This window comes from Alteromonas sp. AWJ4_197 (assembly GCF_056160285.1).
Window position 1 is genome coordinate 419,052 of sequence record NZ_JBSWWW010000002.1, and the last position, 19,072, is coordinate 438,123.

At 49.6% G+C, this 19,072-nt stretch carries 11 protein-coding genes; 3 read left to right on the forward strand and 8 right to left on the reverse strand.

Translation table 11 applies throughout. The annotated features are described in order from the left end of the window. Positions 1–3: 3 nt before the first annotated feature. Together thrB and thrA are read right to left on the reverse strand one after the other, a co-directional pair. Positions 4–954, reverse strand: a complete 951-nt coding sequence (gene thrB / locus ACXAGC_RS05295; protein ID WP_119502242.1) for a homoserine kinase — start codon at positions 952–954, stop codon at positions 4–6. Positions 955–970: 16 nt separating this feature from the next. Then, positions 971–3,436: a bifunctional aspartate kinase/homoserine dehydrogenase I gene (thrA, locus tag ACXAGC_RS05300; RefSeq protein WP_474843035.1), complete on the reverse strand. Its 2,466-nt coding sequence runs from the start codon at positions 3,434–3,436 to the stop codon at positions 971–973. Between the two features lie 567 nt (positions 3,437–4,003). Between thrA and ACXAGC_RS05305 the strand changes: the two genes are divergently transcribed. Further along, a complete protein-coding gene (locus tag ACXAGC_RS05305; RefSeq protein WP_474843037.1) occupies positions 4,004–5,737 on the forward strand; it encodes an alpha-amylase family glycosyl hydrolase in 1,734 nt (577 codons plus the stop codon). 68 nt (positions 5,738–5,805) lie between these two features. On the opposite strand, the gene ACXAGC_RS05310 is transcribed toward ACXAGC_RS05305, so the two are convergent. Further along, positions 5,806–8,370: a TonB-dependent receptor plug domain-containing protein gene (locus ACXAGC_RS05310; RefSeq protein ID WP_474843040.1), complete on the reverse strand. Its 2,565-nt coding sequence runs from the start codon at positions 8,368–8,370 to the stop codon at positions 5,806–5,808. A gap of 358 nt (positions 8,371–8,728) precedes the next feature. On the opposite strand from ACXAGC_RS05310, the gene ACXAGC_RS05315 reads away from it, so the two are divergent. Together ACXAGC_RS05315 and ACXAGC_RS05320 are read left to right on the forward strand one after the other, a co-directional pair. Beyond that, positions 8,729–9,271 (forward strand): NUDIX domain-containing protein, encoded by a 543-nt coding sequence (locus ACXAGC_RS05315; protein WP_474843042.1) that lies wholly within the window; start codon positions 8,729–8,731, stop codon positions 9,269–9,271. A 128-nt stretch (positions 9,272–9,399) separates the two neighbouring features. Beyond that, positions 9,400–9,693 (forward strand): DUF2845 domain-containing protein, encoded by a 294-nt coding sequence (locus ACXAGC_RS05320; protein WP_474843044.1) that lies wholly within the window; start codon positions 9,400–9,402, stop codon positions 9,691–9,693. Between the two features lie 130 nt (positions 9,694–9,823). Here the strand turns inward: ACXAGC_RS05320 and ACXAGC_RS05325 are convergent, their stop codons facing one another. From ACXAGC_RS05325 to ACXAGC_RS05345, 5 genes are all read right to left on the reverse strand, one after another. Further along, positions 9,824–11,968, reverse strand: a complete 2,145-nt coding sequence (locus ACXAGC_RS05325) for an acylase (protein WP_474843046.1) — start codon at positions 11,966–11,968, stop codon at positions 9,824–9,826. Further along, positions 11,965–13,149, reverse strand: a complete 1,185-nt coding sequence (locus tag ACXAGC_RS05330; protein WP_474843048.1) for an amidohydrolase family protein — start codon at positions 13,147–13,149, stop codon at positions 11,965–11,967. Before ACXAGC_RS05330 ends, ACXAGC_RS05325 begins: the two co-directional genes overlap by 4 nt. Before the next feature lie 62 nt (positions 13,150–13,211). Then, positions 13,212–14,585: an amidohydrolase gene (locus tag ACXAGC_RS05335; protein ID WP_474843051.1), complete on the reverse strand. Its 1,374-nt coding sequence runs from the start codon at positions 14,583–14,585 to the stop codon at positions 13,212–13,214. Then, positions 14,586–16,076, reverse strand: coding sequence for an FG-GAP repeat domain-containing protein (locus ACXAGC_RS05340; RefSeq protein WP_474843053.1), 1,491 nt, complete (start codon positions 16,074–16,076; stop codon positions 14,586–14,588). A 64-nt stretch (positions 16,077–16,140) separates the two neighbouring features. Continuing rightward, on the reverse strand, positions 16,141–18,936 hold the full coding sequence (locus ACXAGC_RS05345; protein WP_474843055.1) for a TonB-dependent receptor domain-containing protein: 2,796 nt from the start codon (positions 18,934–18,936) through the stop codon (positions 16,141–16,143). Positions 18,937–19,072: the final 136 nt, after the last annotated feature.

Genomic DNA, 19,072 nt, shown 5'->3' on the forward strand with positions numbered 1-19,072 from the left:
TCTTTACACTTGCTGCTCTACCGCACCCTTATCAGGGATCCGGCAAACGTGGCTAAAGCCATCTTCATTTTGTACGTAATTGGCCTGCAGCCATTCACGAATCGCTTCGGCTTTTTCAGCATCGTCACAGACAGCAAATACTGTCGGACCAGAACCGGAGATCCCGAATGCTAATCCACCATTTTCCATACTGAACGCTCTGGCCTCGTCGAAGCCGGGCAATAATGACTTGCGGTAAGGTTCAGCTATTACATCCTGCATCACACTGGCTGCCAGGCCCGCGTTCTGCGCGTGCAGCGCATGCACGAACACGCCCAGTTGACGACCAAAAGTCAGCGTATTTGCCATCGCCACTTCTTTCGGTAATATATTCCGGGCCGCCGATGTGGAAACACTTATTCCAGAGTAGCACACAACCCAGTACCAGCTGCCGATAACCGGTAATTTCACCGTCACTTCGGCATCATTGCCGGTCATCAGGGTTAATCCGCCAAGATAACAGGGAGCAACATTATCATAATGAATGCTGCCGCTAATCTGCCCTTCCAGTTCGCCCATCATTAACAGAAGCGCATTCTCATCAAAGGGATAATCAAAGTGTGCATTCAGTGCATGAAAGGCTGCAACGATAGAACTGGCACTGGAGCCAAGGCCGCTGCCAATAGGCAGGTTCTTATGCAAAATCAGTTCAACATGACGGGTGGGCTTGCCGGCTTTTACCATTTCTTCAAAGAAATGGGCATAGCACAAGGTAACAATGTTGTTATCGGCACCAGCCGGTAACTTGTGGGCAAACGGGCCGGTGGCGGTCAGAGAAAATGCATCTGCATCTTTAACTTCAACAACATCGCCTAACTCAGTGCCGTCAACGGGTGCCAGTGCGGCACCCAACACATCAAAACCTAAACTTACATTGCCGATGGAGGCTGGCGCATAAGCGCGGGTGGTTTTCATACTACTCATCCTTCAATTACAGCACCATTTGTTTCCACGGCATGGTACGCAGAATATCAGCAAACACACCGGCAGCGGTTACCGTACCACCCGCTCCGTAGCCGCGGATAACGTAAGGAATAGGCTGGTAATAGTCACTGCTGATTGCCAGCGCGTTCTCACCGTCTTTCACCGCCGCAAGAGGATGCGTAAGCGGCACCGCCTGAATGGTTACCTTACACTTGTCGCCATCGATACTGCCGATATAACGCAATACACTGTCGTTGGCTTTGGCTTCTTCCACCCGCTGACCAAATGCTGCATCCAGCTCAGGTAACTGCTGCATAAACTCATCAATTGATGCACCTTCTGCAAAACCTTCCGGTAACACAGATTCAATCTGAATATCAGACAATTCAAGCACCAGGCCGGCCTCACGTGCCATGATCAGGAGTTTACGGGCCACGTCCATGCCGCTTAAGTCGTCACGTGGATCCGGCTCGGTATAGCCATTTTCTTTTGCTGCACTGGTAGCCTGAGACAAGCTCATACCTTCTTCAAGCTTACCGAACACATAGGATAAGCTACCGGATAAAATGCCTTCGAACTGATGCAGCACGTCACCAGCAGCGAACAGTTTCTGCAGGTTATCGATAACCGGCAAGCCCGCACCTACGGTAGTTTCATATAAATACTGGCGATTTGTATTCTGCGCGGTTCTGCGCAGCTGGCGGTAATACGCCATGGTGTCGGTGTTGGCTTTTTTGTTAGGCGTCACTACGTGGAAGCCCTGCTCCATCATATCCACGTACTGTGAAGCGACTGCTTCGTGACTGGTACAATCAACAATCACCGGATTTACCAGACTGTTGCTGTTAACAAACTGGTGCAAACGCTCAACACTTAACGACTCCTCAGAAGCTGCCAGTGCAGACTGCCAGTCGCCTGACACATCAATGCCCTGCGCGTTAAGCAGCAGTTTGCGGCTGTTGGCAATACCGTATACACGTAACTGAATATTGCGCTTCAACAGTGCAGGTTGCTGACGGGAAATCTGACCCAGTAACTCTTTACCTACGTTACCGCAGCCAACCAGGAATACGTCAATGGTGTGGCGATCGGAGAAGAAATTCTGGTGAATAACCCGTACCGCCTTCTTCGCCTTTTTCGCTTCGATAACCGTAGAGATGGAACGCTCTGAAGATCCCTGAGCAATGGCTACGTTATTCACACGGGCTTGCGCCAGCGCAGCAAAGAAACGGGCTGCCAGACCTTTTGTGTGACGCATTCCATCACCGACCAGAGTAACAATGGCTAAGTCGTGACGCACTTCAATCTGATCAAGCAACTGGTTTTGCAGTTCCAGAGCAAAGGCATCTTCCAGCAGTTGCTGTGCACGGGCCGCATCTTTTTCCTGTATACAGAAGCTGATGCTGTATTCCGAGCTGGACTGGGTGATCAGGCTGATGGAAATATTGGCGTTACTCATCACCTCAAACACACGGCTTGCCATGCCTACCATGCCTTTAAGACCCGGTCCGGCAACATTAAACATCGTGATGTTATCGAGCTGCGAAATACCTTTCACTGACGTCCATTTCTCGCTGGCTTCGTTACTGATTAACGTGCCGGGCGCAGAAGGATTCAGGGTGTTTTTGATTAGGCAGGGAATGTGGTGCTGAGCGATAGGACCAATGGTTTTCGGGTGCAGTACTTTGGCACCGAAGTAAGACAGCTCCATGGCTTCCTGATAAGTCAGCTTATCAAGTAATACTGCCCCTTCAACCTGATTCGGGTCAGCGTTATAAACACCGTCTACATCCGTCCAGATTTCACAACAGTCTGCATCGATACAGGCCGCAAGGATGGCAGCAGAGTAATCAGAACCGTTACGGCCAAGCGTGACTTTCTCACCCTCTTCATTAACAGCAACAAAGCCGGGCATAACCAGTAATACTGAACCGTCGTTCTTTACGTCACTGAAACGGGCTTTACTCATTGCCACATCAGCAATGCTGTCGAGATATTCGCCGTGTGCCAGCACGTATTCGACCGGGTCGATAATACTGTTAACCACACCTTTACTTTGCAAAATCGCACTGAACAGCGTCACACTGATGTATTCGCCGATACTTAAGATGCCGGCAGCCACAGAATCCGGAGCACAACCAAGCAACTTAATGCCTTCCAGTTGTTGCTTAAGCGCAGATAAGCGCTCTGAGATGAATGAAGAAACGTGGTCGTGGGCGAAATTATCTAAAGTGGTGTTTAATTCGTCTGCAATACCCTGAACAGTTTGCTCTAACTTTTCGAACAGAGGCTGGAAGTCATCCCCTGCGGCAGCCTGTTCACAAAGAGAAGAAAGCGCGTTGGTCACGCCCTTTGGCGCAGAAAGCACTACTGCTGCGCCATCGGTTTGGTGGGTGGTCATACAAATCTCAGTCACACGCAGGTATCGGGGTGCGTCGGCCAGAGAAGATCCACCAAACTTTAAGACTTTCATGTAATGCTCCTTTCGGTTTTATTTTGCTACATCAACGCTCGATTGCGTAAAAAAAAACCCGCTCCTGGTGAGGGCGGGCTTTCGATGTCTGGTTGCAATGTTGCGCACTAGCCAGCGACCGCCCTCAAAGAGGTGGTAATAATCATCGTGCCGGTGGTGCTAATCATTGTTTTCATACGGACAATTTGCCGTATAGACGTCTATCTGTCAACCGCGATTTTGCTTTTTCTGTGTAAAACACCGTCAGAACAGACAATTTACTCCTAAAGAGAGCGTTTTTCTGCCTTTTCATATTGCGATTCATCATATTTTGACAGGAAAAACGGGAATTTCATTGCGTACATTTTGCCGGAGCATTCCGTAATTTTTTCTTCCGGAGCTCAATGGGCACCGCGTTCAGGCCAGGGCAATAGAATTCTGCACGGGAATAACTTTATATTTTTCATATTATTAGAGAATAAAAAGCGCTGTACACTCCGCTACAACGTCCGGCGCGTTGCGGCACTGTCTTTGCTATCTCAGCTTACACATCCCTATCAGATTTTATTTTTCCCGGAGAAAGTCCTTATGTCAGCGTTTAACGGAGTTTTAGGCGTCAGCCAGGCAGAGTCAGGTTATCAGTTTGCAGTGTGGGCGCCGAACGCCAAATCTGTATGTGTAACCGGAACATTTAATGAATGGGATGAGACTGCAAATCCTCTGGAATCCCGTGAAGGCGGAATCTGGGTTGGTTTTGCTGACAACGCGAAAAACGGTGATGAATACAAGTTTGCTATCACCACCTTGCAGGATGAGCTGTTACTGAAAAACGATCCCCGTGCCCGTAAGGTCACAAACAGTGTGGGAAACAGTGTTATTTACGATGATGAATATCAGTGGCAACACACAGAATTTGAATCCGCCCCCCTTCATGAGCGCGTCATTTATGAAATGCACATTGGCACGTTTAATAAACTCGAAGATGGCCACGGCACATTCGCATCGGCCATAGAAAAGCTGCCTGAACTGAAAGCGCTGGGTGTAACTATGGTTGAACTCATGCCTGTGAATGAATTCGCCGGCGATATCAGCTGGGGCTACAACCCTGCCTATCCCTTTGCAGTAGAAGAAGCCTACGGTGGACCTGACGGACTGAAAGCCTTTATCGATGCAGCTCACGGCATGGGCATCGGTGTGATCCTTGATGTGGTTTACAACCATTTAGGCCCGGGCGACCTGGATATCTGGCAGTTTGACGGCTGGCACGAGAACGATAAAGGCGGCATTTATTTCTACAATGATTACCGCAGTGCTACGCCATGGGGAGATACGCGACCTGACTATGGCCGTCAGGAGGTGCGGGACTATCTCACCGACAATGCACTGATGTGGCTGAACGAATTTAAAGCTGACGGATTGCGGATGGATATGGTGCCTTATATGCGCAGTGTGTCCGGTGCCGATACCGGCGATGACGATATCCCTGAAGCCTACGATCTGATTAAAACCATCAATCACCGTATTCAGACGTCCTGCCCGGGTAAAATGACCATTGCAGAAGATCTTCACAGTCATGAGTACATTACCGATCCTTTAGACAAAGGCGGTTGTGGCTATACGGCACAGTGGGCCGCAGGTTTCGTTCATCCTGTCCGCGATACGCTGACAAAAACCGAAGACAGTTATGTCGATTTAAGCACGGTGGTTAACGCGATTACCAGAGTGGTCAGCGGAAACCCGTTTGCCAGAGTGGTATATACCGAATCCCATGATGAAGTCGCTAACGGTCAGGCCAGACTGGTTGAGGAAGTAGCGCCGGGCGGTGTGGATGACAACTACTTTGCCCGTCAGAAAGGCATTTTAGCCGGCGTCCTTACCCTCACAACCGCGGGTATTCCCATGCTGTTTCAGGGGCAGGATTTTAAAGAGTCAGGCTGGTTCGATGATACCAGTGATATCGACTGGGAACGCAAAACCCGCTTTGCTGAGTATGCAGAAGCATTTACGCAACTGGTCGGTTTACGTACTAATAAAAACGGAAACAGTGCTGCATTGACCGGCGGTGCCACAGAAATTGTGCTTAAGGACGATGATAACAAAGTGCTGATCTACAAACGAAGCAATGGCCTTGATGACAAACACGTTTATGTCATGATTAATTTTTCAGGCGCAAATGTGGAAGGGTACCGGTTAAATGGCATGCCGCCGGATGCAGCCTGCCTGTTTGCCTGGCAGGACGGTATTACAACAAACGATGTGCAACTGAATGACAATCTTATCCATCTTACGGCTTACAGTGCGATGATTTTTTCCGGCAGCTGAGGCCGGAACGAAAAACGCGGTGCATTGTGCACCGCGTATATCACGTTGTTATTACCCGGTTCACATCATCAGAAACGGTAAGTGATTTTTCCGTAAACATAGCGGCCGGTAAAGCCGTAAGGCGAAAAGCCTGAATAAGGCATGATATAAGTAAAGGTGGTCGGCGCTTCTACCGTGTAGCGGCTTGCCTCAGGATACACATCAAATACGTTGTTTGCGCCCACAGACACAGACAACCCTTCCGTTAACGCTACATTAATGTCCAGATCGGTTACCCACTCCGCCGGAATGATTTCATTCAGCTCAGCGGTGGAGGACGGATCTTCTACTTCACCGTAACGGGTTGTTCTTAACGTTGTGGTGTAGCGGTCAAACGACCAGGTGACGCCTAAATTAACTTTACTTTCAGGCGAAGCCGTTTCGAACCGGCGCAACTCAACATCAGAGAACAAGTTACTCTGGTCAAAACCGGCGCCCTGCAGCACATCCGGTGCATCGATAACGCGGGTGACTTCATTGTCGTTAAAGTTTATGCCGGCATTGAAGTTAAATGCGCCCCACTCTGCTGTGTCCAGCGTATACGTTGACACAATATCGACACCCTGCGTACGGGAGTCAATCGCATTTAAGAAGAAACGCGCGCTGGTCGCACCGGTGCCTTCAAGTAACGCCGCTATTGCGTCGCCGGACAGGTTGTTTGACAACACAATGCGGTCGTCAATATCGATGCGGTAGAAGTCTACTGTCAGGTTAAAGTCTGCAGACGGTGACCAGGTAAAGCCTGCGCTGTAGTTAACTGATTCTTCTGCATCCAGACCGGGGCTGCCCAGCGCCTGCGCAACATCACTGGACGGTGCAAAGGTACCTGTTTCTACCGGAACACTGTCTACAAAAACGGTAGATATAGCAGTGAAATGTTGTTGCTGTAATGACGGAGCGCGGAAACCGGTAGATACCGATGCACGTAAAGCAAACTCATCGGTGACAGTTACCCGGTTAGACAACTTCCAGTTAAAGGTGCTGCCAAAATCGGAATAGTCTTCAAAGCGGCCCGCAACAGCAACGTTCCACTGCTCAAGTACATCTGCTTCCAAATCGACATACAAGCTGTAGTTGTGGCGGCTGTTCTTGCCCGCTGATTCCGGTGTAAAACCCGGAAATACCTGGGAACCGGCCGCGCCTAAGGAGCCATCTGCAGAAACCGCACCGCCGGGACCGAACGTACCCTGAATGTAAGAGCTTTCCTCACCTGCGGTAATTTCATAGCTTTCATGACGATACTCAGCACCCATTGCGAAGTTCATTTCGCTGTAGAATACACCGGTATCAACCAGGCGTGACGCATCTGCATTCACTACAGTGGTTTGATACTCTAAAGAGCCGGCGTCAAAACTTGTCTGGCTGTCAGGGCCCAAAGACGTATTCAGGGAATTGGCTACACCGTATTCCAGCTCGTTTTCACCATGAGTGACAGATAAATCGTAATTCCAGACTTCGTCATAACCTTTGATACCGGCCAGTACAGACGAATCTTTGATATCCGTGGTAATTTGTGGCAGGAAACCGTCAGGATAAATGGATGTAATGTTCCGTGAATCCTGTGCTCTGCGGTAGAAGCCGCCGCTGACAGAATTACGCTTGCTGGCACCGGCTGTACCGTAAAACTCAACCTTATCGTTAATCGCTTTTCCGGCATTCACAAACAGCGCATAGTCTTCCACGTCACCGTTACCGAAAACATGATTGTAACGGTCCACCGTTAACTCACGGGGATCAAGATTTCCTTCTTCGTCGCGGGCATAGTTTTCACGGGGATCGTAATCGGCACGGTTGGCCTGGCCCCGGTCACGGTATTCAGCAGACACATTTACAAAACCGTCATTGCCCCATTCGAAGCCGATGTTGCCGCGCAGTGTGGCTGTCTGACCATCCGTTAAAGAGCGGTCGGAGCCGGTCTGGAAAGCAAGATCACCATCATCACCGACACTGACTCCGGTTAACTCCGGCACACCATCCATAGTTGTCACGTTGGCACCGTAGGTAGCAGACACTTCGCCACCTTCGCTGGCATCTTTCAGTACGATGTTAATCACACCTGCGATAGCGTCAGAACCGTACTGGGCAGCCGCACCGTCACGTAAAACTTCGATACGTTTAATGGCGTTAGCCGGAATCGCATTTAAATCCACCGCAGAAGAACCCCGGCCAACAGAACCGTTCAGGTTTAACAGTGCGCTGGTATGCCGGCGTTTGCCATTAACTAAAACGAGAGTGTGGTCAGGAGCCAGACCGCGCAGCTGTGCCGGACGCACGTGGTCAGTACCATCGGTCATAGAAGGTTGCGGAAAGTTAAAGCTGGGCAGCAGGTTGTTCAGAATCATGTTGGTTTCAGTTAAACCTGTCGCAGCAATAGCAGACGCATCAATGATATCGATAGGTACCGGTGAATCATTCACTGTGCGTCCCACGCGGCGTGAACCCACTACCTGAATTTTTTCCAGACTGGCATCTGCAGCCGGATCAGTTTGCTCCTGTGCGACGGCCTGAGAAGAAACGGCTAACGGTAATCCGATGATTGCGGCAGAAAGAAGAGATAGTCGAAATGCAGACGACCGGGATTTGTCCTGTAACATAAAAAGTGTTCCCTAAGAATTTATTATTGAATCGAAAATACGCCTTATCGAAGTTGATAAGCGGGATGTCATGGCATCCGTTTCTGAAGTCAGGGTACGGCCCGAAAGCCCTTTGATGAGCCTTGATGAGACTCTTAGAATTATATGCGTGGCAGCATGAAGAACGGTCAGGTCAAAACCTGAACAACTGGTCAGTAGTGCTGCGGGCGGAGTAAATCATAAATCATGAGTTAACTGAAGCGGGAGTTTGAAATATTAATTTATTCCTCGGCAGACAAACAAAAATAACCGATGAATCTCTGTGGAACCCGGGAACTAAGATGTTCAAATACAAGAAACAATTCAGGAGCCAAAACCGATGTCAGCAGAAATCACAACCCTGACGAGCAAAGTGGTGTATGAAAATAAGTGGATGCGGGTAAGAGAAGATGCCATCGAACGTCCTAGTGGCCAGCAAGGCATTTACAGCGTGATGGAAAAACCGGACTTCACCGTTGTTATTCCCGTGCAGGCCGGATACGTGTACATGGTAGAACAATACCGCTACCCGGTTGAAAAGCGTCAGCTGGAATTCCCCCAGGGCACCTGGGAAGAGAATGGACAAGCCGATCCGGCAGAACTAGCTGCCGGCGAACTACAGGAAGAAACAGGCTTGCTGGCAAAAAACTGGACTCACGTGGGTTATCAGTATTTAGCTTACGGTTTTTGTAATCAGGGTTATCACATCTGGATTGCTACAGATTTCACCATGACCGAACAGAATCTCGACCCTGAGGAAGAAGGTCTGACCTGCCACCGCATTGCTTTATCTGATCTGGATGAGATGATTAAAAGGGGTGAAATCCTTGATGCCACCACCTGCAATGCGCTGGGGTTGGCGCGTCTGAAAGGACTTATTTAGTTTTATTGCTGCGCGTCACACTTCCGTTGCTCTATTCAGCGGAAGCAGGCTGTTCTGGCAGGCATTGCTGTAGCCGCTACGCTATAGTGGAGGCGTGTTTTTTCAAAAACTGTCAGCAAGGAGCTACCATGCGCACAAGAAAGAGCCATTTTATGGCCATTACTTTACTGCTTTCAACCGCGACCAGCGCAAGTGGTTTGCGGTGCGGAACAAAGCTGGTACTGGAAGGAGAAAGCACCTATGACGTCATTCAGAAGTGTGGCCAGCCGGATTCGCAGGAAGATCTCGGTTTTATTCGCAAGCGGGACGATTACGTCAAGGTGACCCGCTACATTTATGACATGGGTAACGGTAAATTTCTGCGTCTGCTCGACTTTCACAATGGTAAATTAATCAAAATCGCTGACGGGCCGCGTCAGTAGTCAAAGGAAATGGTTTACGGGAAGCGGCATGCTTGAGATTGCCACTCTGTAAGCGGGAATTATAAAAAACGGGAGCTTTTGCTCCCGTTTCTGTAATTAATCAGAATGTCATAACATGAAACTCTGATTTCTAATATTTATCGAAATTACCATCGATATGCTCTGTGTTAACAGTATTCTTTTCAATTTCATCCCGTAGCAACAGGAACGGCCGGTACTGCTCATCTTTCAGCAGCTCAAGCTGATCAGAATAATGCTCAGAGCCTTTCTGGCGAGAGTTACCGTAAGCCATAAGGCCTTTAGCTTTAACCGGCGTAGAGAACTCAATCATCGAAATCCAGGTTTCACCGTGATAGGGCTCACGGATACCATCCTCATCAGGATCGACCCAGGTGATTACGTTAAACGCCCCCAGGTTTCCGTAGCCACCGTGACCGGCAACATCTTTATCCTGAATACGGAAGCGTGAAATTTCCCCGAATACCGGGTCCATTCTGCCGTATTTGGCTTTGGTATTGTCAATAGCCGTTTTCAGCATCTCGACTGCCTGAGCAGGATCCTTGATGCCATAAGGTGTAGACAGTGGCTTTTCCATGCTCCAGCCTTCCACATAATTCGCTTCGCTGCTGAATCGTGGACGGGGACCGGCAAACTGTGCTGCCCACTCTTCGAACAGATATCCCGCGCGGCTGTCTTCGCTGAAGGTTTTATCCCAGTTCTCAAACAGCGCTACTGCCTGCTGAATTTCCGCATCGTTACTCTTTCTGGCTTCTGTCAGAAGTTCATCCATCAGACGCTCTGCCATCAGTGAATAAGTGGATGTTTTCATTTCCTCAAACTCAGCAAAAGACAACTTTCCGGATTCCGCCATTCGCTTAACCGCACCCTGAGCCCGGTAAGACATCGGGCCTTTGGTTGCCACATAAGCAGGGAAATCTTCAGGTTTGTATACCACAGGATAGGTCGCCAGCCAGGGTGGATCGTTGGCGTTCTGTACAAAACCACTGTCAGGATTGATGACTTTTGGCAGTTCCTCGTAGGTGTGAACCTCAATCCACAAATACTCTGAACTATCTCCCGGCACCAGCCCTTTCCAGAAATCCAGATCGCCCTGTTTACGCTTCGGCAGAATGCCGTTATCCAGATATTCAATATTCCCCGCTTTGTCCGCATAAGTGATGTTGAAGGTAGGGACCTGCAGACGTTTCATGATGGTCTGGAATTCATCAAAGTTTTTTGCCTGCAGCATGTCGTAATACTGCTGCAGCATGAAGGGGCGGTCGAGGCCGGCAACGCGCAGAGCAATTGTCACACCGTCATCACGAACAAACACAGGACCATGCACAGATTGTCTCAGCTCAAGGGTTTTATCGTCAAAAGAACCATCTTCCTGCAACACTTTATAGTGCCTGGTTTCCGTTTTAAACGGCAGCGTTTCACCGTCATATACATAGCCATCGTCATTCAATGTCAGCAGATAGGAGGTTGCTCCCAGCATGCCGTTCACTGTATTGGAAATGCCCATATTCTGGTTGAAGGCAAAGCGGATAACCGGCAGACCTACCTGAGTAGCACCGTACATTTCAAAGTCTGGCCCGGTCAGATGTGACTCATAATAAGTAAAGAAACCGGATGCCCAGGGCAGATGCGGATTCTGCAGCAACAGGGTATTACCGCTCTTTGACTTCGACGGCATCACCGCATAAGTATTGGAACCATTTTTCACCGGTGGCGCACGGTCGCCGATGATTTTGCTCTCGTTAGCGACGTAGATAAAATTCATCAGCCTGTGGGCGTGAGTCACCACATCCGCACCGCTTACTGGGAGCACTTTCAGCACGTCCTGATCCAATTTTTCCGGATGCGCCTCAGCGTAGTCATTGATGCCTTGAGCAAACGCATCTAGATTGGCTTTGAAATCCGGCTCCTGAGCCTGGTACCACTGCCCGCCCCTTTCCGGAACGCCGTTGGCAATCAGCCATTTATCGGTGGACTCATAGTCTGCGCCCCAGTACTCGGCACCTTTCGCCCGCGCCTGACCATAAAGCCGGAGAATGATATCTCCCTGACTTTCTGCCTGCGCCCAGCCAAAGCCATAGAATACCGATTCCGCGCTGTCACCATAAACGTGAGGCACGCCGTACCCGTCCCAGCGGATCTCGGTACCGGATGATTCGGCAGGTTGTTCGACAGAGGCGGTCTCTTTTGGTGCTGGAGAGCACCCAAGAAGATAACAGCTGGCTGCGACCAGCCAGAATTTAATTAAATGCTTCATGGCAGATATCTGTCCCTGAGTTCTGTGTGTCTGGAGGAAAGCGGCTGTGCTTCTCCTGCGATAAACAGATATTGAAGTTGTGAAAGGGGTTCAAAGGGGTCCCCACTCCACACAGCCACATCTGCCGTCATCCCGCTGGCAAGTGCACCAGTGGATTTCATTCCGAATATCTTTGCAGGCACAGAAGTGATAGCCTGCAGAGCCTTGTGCCTGTCCATCCCGTTGGCCACAGCCATACCAGCATAATATCGGGCATTGCGGGCAAAATGACCATCCTTGTCGGCGCGGATAATCACCGTTACACCGGCTTTTTCAAGCAGCGCTGCATTATCAAGGCGGGTATTCAGCATGTCGAAGTCCATGGGCAGACTCATATAGGTATCGACAATAACGGGAACATTCTGCTTAGCAATCTGGTCAGCCACCAGCCAGCCTTCGGCCGCGCCCTGAAGCACTGCACGGATTTGGAACGGCTTCAGCAACCTGAGCAGGTTCTCAATATCAATGGCTTTATCCACCCGGATAATAAGCGGACGTTCGCCTAGCATGACAGGAAGCAGCGCTGCTGTATCCGGATCCAGTTGCTCAACTTTTTCCCGCCAGTTATCAGCAGTAATGCCTTTGTCGGACAGCTGCTTCTGCAGACCTGCCAGCTGTTTTTTAAGCAGCGGATAGGCAGCGCCACGGCTCACCTTTGACTGATAGCTTTTAAGATCCAGCACTTCTGCAGCACCGGCACTGACAATCGTAGGCCCTTTTGCACTGAGTGAAATCGCCGCGGACAGGCCGGCAAAAGGCTGGGCCATGCTTCTGTTAGTTTTCGGACTCACCAAAGCACGGGTCACACCCTCCATTCTGGCAATGGGAATAAGTGTCGAACGTGGGTTCACCCCATACTGAATATCAAAACCCGCTGTGAGCTTTGGTGTCAGAGTTCGATCATCATTGGCATTAGCACGCCCATTAATCTCGCTGGCCGCCAGTGTGCTGTCGGTGGCAATAAATCCCGGCGTGAGTACCGAACCTTTCACATCGATAACTTTTGCATTATCAGGAATACGAACGCCCTTACCCACTTCAGAGATGACACCGTCTTTGATAATTACCGAGGCATTTGCGAGTGCCTGGTTATCCACAGCCGTCATCACCTTGCCATTCACCAGCGCAATGGTTTCGGCCATAGTAGATGAGCCGGACATGAGAAACAGAAATATAGAATAACGAGAAAGCTTACTGAATTTCATTATTTTTTGTTCCCCAGTTCAAAGTCTGATGCCGGTTTATCAGCCGGATGACTTCTGTTGTAAACCACAACGCCATCAATAAACACGCTGTCCGGTTTGGTGTAAATGCTGAACGGGTCGCCGCTCCACAACACGATATCAGCCATTTTCCCCTTCTCCAGGCTGCCGGTCTTATCAAAAATTCCGATTTGCTTTGCCGGGTTAGCAGTGATCCAGCTTATCGCTTCTGCCTTGCTGATAGGGATACCCGCGCGCAGAGAGGCACTCATAGCAATAGCCGCTTCCACATTCATTCGCTGCGACAGTTCTGCCGCATCGGAATGTAACGACGTGAGCACGCCTGCCTGTTCCAGCATAGCCGCGTTTTCCTCGATACCGTCAAACATCTCAAGCTTGAAGCCCCAGCGGTTTGACCAGGTAGAGACGGCGATATTCTCGTCTTTCAGCAGCTTCGTCATCTTGTAGCCTTCAGAGCCGTGATGCAGCACGTCAATATGGAAACCAAACTCTTTTGACATATTGACAAGTTCAGTAACCTCATCCACACGGTAGCAGTGCAGATGCGTCAGAATGTCGCCTCTGAGCGCGCCCGCCATGGTCTCCAGACGAAGATTTCGTTCAGGTGGAGTCACATCTTTGCCTGCTTCTTCGTCAGAATAATAGGCATCCCAAGTGTCTTTGTACTCAACCGCTTTCAGCCAGGCACTGCGAAAATCGGCCACCAGGCCCATACGGGTCATGGGTGACTCCCCTTTGCCGCCGTACACTTTTAGCGGATTCTCGCCACAGGCCATTTTCAGGCCATAGGGCGCCCGGGGAAATTTCATATCCTGAATGTTGGTGGCTTCCACATTTTTCAGCGTCACCGTTCTGCCGCCATACAGATTCGCAGAGCCCGGCAATATCATCATCGTCGTGACACCCGCTTCTCTGGCGCGTTCAAAGCCCGGCGCCTGTGGCCAGACTGAGTGTTCCACCCATTTATCTGCGGTGTTAGGTGAGGTTTTCTCATTCAGATCCATATTGGCCGGCACCCTTGGTGCCGAGAAAATACCAATGTGAGAGTGAGGATCCACAATACCCGGCGTTACCCAGCGGCCCGCTCCGTCAATCACCCCGGCACCATCCGGAATGCGGACATTATTGCCAACCGCCACAATTTTTCCGTTTTTAAACAAAACAGTGGCACCACTCAGTTGCTCGTCTGTACCCGTCAGGACATTAGCATTAGTGATAGCTATAGCTTTGTCCTGGTGACTACTGTACGTAGACGCAAATTTTGAGTCATCCGGAACCAGCCCTTCGCTGATTGCGGCGTTTACCTGCCCGGTAATGACTGCTGAAACCAGCAGTACCAGCTCTTTACATCTCATTTATTCTATCCCTTCCTGACTGACATAAAGGGTTTTGCCCTTCCACGTCTTTGTTGAAACATCAGGTACAAACACCTCTTTTCTGCCTTGCTCTGTCAGGAACGTCACCTGCAGATCAACGGAGTCAGCAACGGGTGTTGCGATAAGCACTGGTGCACTGTTCTGGGCGTTATAACCGCCTCCGGTATCTACCATGCGACTGCCAAGCAGTTCGTCACCAGCAAACACTCTGACTTCTGCGCCGGGTAGCGGGATGTGGGAGCCTTTGAGAACGGGAGCAACGGTAAGATAATTGCCCTGCGGATCCAGCTTATTGACATAAACGAACTCATGACCCACTTCGAGATCGTTGTGCGTTGTTGAAATGTCTATATCGCCATCACCATCAAAATCAACAAGTTGAATACCGTGGTCGGCATCCTGTGCAGCGATATTTTTCGGCAGCATGTCCACAAAGCCGTTACCCGTATTGATATAGAGATAATCGTGCTGTCTTGGGTCAGTACCTTTGAAACCAACAACATAAAGGTCCAGCAGACCATCATTATTAATGTCGCCCCAGGTGGCTGATACATGGTGGTGATTACCGGTGATACCGTATTTTGCAGCCACTTCAGAAAAGCCGCCTTTACCGTCGTTCATGTAAAGCAAATCGTCGCCGTAGGTTGCCACGAAGAGATCAAAGTTGCCGTCGTTATTGAAATCACCAACAGTGCAGCCAACACCACCCTCGTCAAGGGGACGGCGGGGATGATCCATATTCAGCTCGGCAGCAATATCGGTAAATTTACCTTCATCGTTGCGGTAGAAGCCGTCTCTGTCGCCACTCTGGTTGGCAACGAACATATCCAGGTCGCCATCTTTGTCGTAATCAAACCAGCAAACCCCTACACTTCTGCGTGGGTCATATAAGCCCGCGGATTTACTGACGTCAGTAAAGCCTTTTCCATTGTTGCTGTAGAGGTGATTCCCCCCCATTCTCTGTGCGAGATAGAGGTCAAGGTCACCATCATTATCATAATCAATCAGGTTACCCTGACGTGCTGTCACGCCGGGAAGCAAAACACCGTAAGCTTCAGCTACGTCCTCGAAGGATTTGCCACCGTGATTAATAAAGAGCTGGTTATATTTATGATATGGGCGATGGAATGAGCCAATGAAAAGATCGGGATAGCCGTCGTTATTGATATCGCCCCAGGATGCACCCCGTGCATCAACACCGGAAGAGGGTAATCCGGGTGCATCTCTGACCTGAGTCAGTTTACCGTTTTCATTTCGGTAAAGGCGGATTTCACCGCTTTTGAAGGTAACCACAAGATCAAGATCGCCGTCCTGATCATAGTCAGCCCACGCATTAGACAATGCGCCGGGCGTCGAGAATTCTGTTTTGTCGTAAAGTGAAAATGCTGGTACAGACTGCTTTGCTGCAAGCGCTGTCTGTCCTAATAACAATGCGGCGGATACCGCCATACTTAGCGTTCTGAATTTCATTTATATTCTGCCTGAGCCAGGAGTAAGACAAAGCCGGTCTCAAAAAGAGACCGGCGCGCAAGGTTTAAAATGCGTAGTTAGCTCTGACGAAATAGAATGCGCCGTAGTGGCCAAAAGGTGAATTTGAAGCGTATGGGGCAAAACCGTAAGGGTTTGAACCTTGCTTAGCATCAGGGTATGTATCAAACAGGTTGTTAGCACCACCTGATACAGTCAGACTATCGGTAGCTTTATAGGTCACAGTTAAGTCAGTGATCCACTTGCCGCCGTAGTGTTCGTCATACTCCTCTCCGCTGTTACTGTAGACATCGTAGCCGCCATACCAGGTTTCACGTACAGATACGGTAAGAGCATCCATCATCCACTCCAGACCGAGAATGATCTTCTCATTCGGTGTCCCCTTCTCGATATAACCCTGGGACTTGCGGTCATAAAGAGTTAAGCCAAGACCTTCAAGAACCGCCGGGGTTTCAGCAATGCTGTCAATCTCATTCTTATTGTAGTTAGCGGCAACGGTGTAGTTCAGGCCGCCCCACTCTTCCAGATCCTGTTTATAGGTTGATACAACATCCACACCTGTAGTCGTCATATCAATCGCATTAGCGAAGTACTGCACGTACATGTTTGAATCCAGGCCATTGGCGCTGAGGATTTCAGATACACCATCGCCTTTCATCAGGCCTGTCAGCTGAACCAGGTCATCGATCGCGATTCTGTAACCATCAACGGTAATATCCCACGCTTCTGCCGGAGACCAGGTAAAGCCTGCACTAAGGTCGAGAGACTTTTCAGGATCCAGTTCCTGCGAGCCCAGAGACTGACCAACATCAGAATCAACTTTTACCAGACGTGATTTCACTTCCTGATATTCGCCCTCAACTTCAATGAACTGTGTTGAAGTGCGGCCAAAATTGGCCTGAGACAATGAAGGTGCACGGAAACCGTTGCTTATAGTTGCACGCAATGCGAAATCGTCACTAACTTCATATCGGGTATTCAGCTTACCACTGAAGACATTACCAGCACTGTCATCATAGTGTTCAAAACGCACAGCACCGGTAACAGACCAGACATCACTCAGGTCCGCAGAAGCCTCAGCATAGGCTGCCATAACATTGCGGTCTGCATCAGCCTCATCATCTGGAGTGACTACGATTGCAGCCTGTGCACCAACCGGCGCTAACTGACCATCAAGGGTGCCGCCACTGAAAACATAACCGCCATTTTCGTAGGCTTCAGGGTCGCCAGCAAACGTATTGAATTCTTCAAAACGGTGCTCAAAACCAAAAGACAGCTGCACCGCTTTGTCATCAACATAGTAAGCACGGGTAGCATCAAAGTTTGATGTCCACTGATTAAACTCAGACGTGTAAGTACGGAACTCAGTAGGACTTTCTGTACCCAGTGAAGCATTCAGAGAGTTGGTTGACTGATGGTCCACTTCGTTGTGGCCATAAACGCTGCTGAGATCCCAGTCCCACTCTTTGGCAAACATACCCTTAACACCGGCTGACAATTCAAAATCAGTCTCGTCCATGGCGTAGTTTGGCGCATAGCCATCAGGATAAATTTCGGTGATAACAGAAGTACGGCCCACATTACGGAAGTTCTGACCTACTTCTGCCTCCCGCTGTGCGTAAGTACCTGTTGAATAAAGCGTTACGTTTTCCAGTGGCACCACGGTATTCTGGCTGATGTAAACAGATTTTACCGCCGGCAGACCGCCCTGATACACGTAATCGTTTACATAAGTGTTCAGTCCATTACGCACTGCTTTTTGTGCGTTCTTGGTCTGGAAAGACCAGGTGCTGCTGCCGTCCTCGTCAATACCGAATCCTGTTGAGCCGCCAAAAGTGACTACCTGACCATCTACCGTACCGCGATAGTCAGCACGCTGACCTGCACTGGCATTAATATTGCCACCTTCAGCGTTGTCTTTGAGAATGATATTGATAACACCCGCAACGGCATCTGAACCATACTGTGCAGCAGCACCGTCACGCAGAATTTCCACGCGCTTGATGGCCGATGCAGGGATCAGGTCCATATCCACCGGGTTCGCACCGCGGCCTACACTACCTGAGTTAAAATCGATAAGTGAGCTGTTATGACGACGCTTACCGTTGACCAACACAAGAATGTGAGATCCGCTCAGGCCGCGTAAAGACGCCGGACGGGCAATACTGTTCCAGCTTGAGCTGGCCACGTTCATCGCCTGAAATGACGGTACCAGACGTGATAACACATCGCGCATAGGTTCGGACCCGAGCATATTTTCAAGCTTATCGCCCTGAATAACATCGATAGGGGTCGGGCTCTGGGTAACAGTTCTTGGCGTACCACGTACACCGGTAACCACTACCTGTTCGTATTTCTCTGCTTCTTTGTTCGCGTCATCGCTTTGTTCCTGCCCGATTGCAGGAGTAGCAGACAGTGCTGCGACTATGGCAGCTGCGGTGCCGGATAACATCAGATTTTTCTGTTTTTTCTTTTCCATTTCATTCACTTGTTGCGTTTCAGTCATATTTTGATGGGCTGGTCGCAACTGAATGAGAATGCTACCTTTAACGGTAATCTGTCCGCTCAAATCTGTTCCATCCAGCAACTGTTCCAGTCCATCACTGACTGTAAAGTGGCCACGTAATTCGGGTGTGCTGATTGAGGCCACAAGTTTCTGGGGAAATATCACTGCAAGGTTAGTCTGTTGTGCAAATGACTTCAGACTTTTTCCGGCAGGTTGATGAGGGATATCGAACGCAACCACTCTGTCTTCAGCGAAATCTTCACTGAATGCCGTTGTGGGCAGCACAAGGCATAACAGAAGGATAGTAACAACATGATTCAATATCTTAGCAGTCAAGGTATTCCCCAGAGCATCAGCTGAGCGGATACCCCTGATCTTTTTTTGCCTGTCAGGGTTTATCTTTTGCACAGCCTTACCTACAGAGAGAAACGAAAGAGAAAAAACCACTACCCTAAATACAAATATTTTTAAT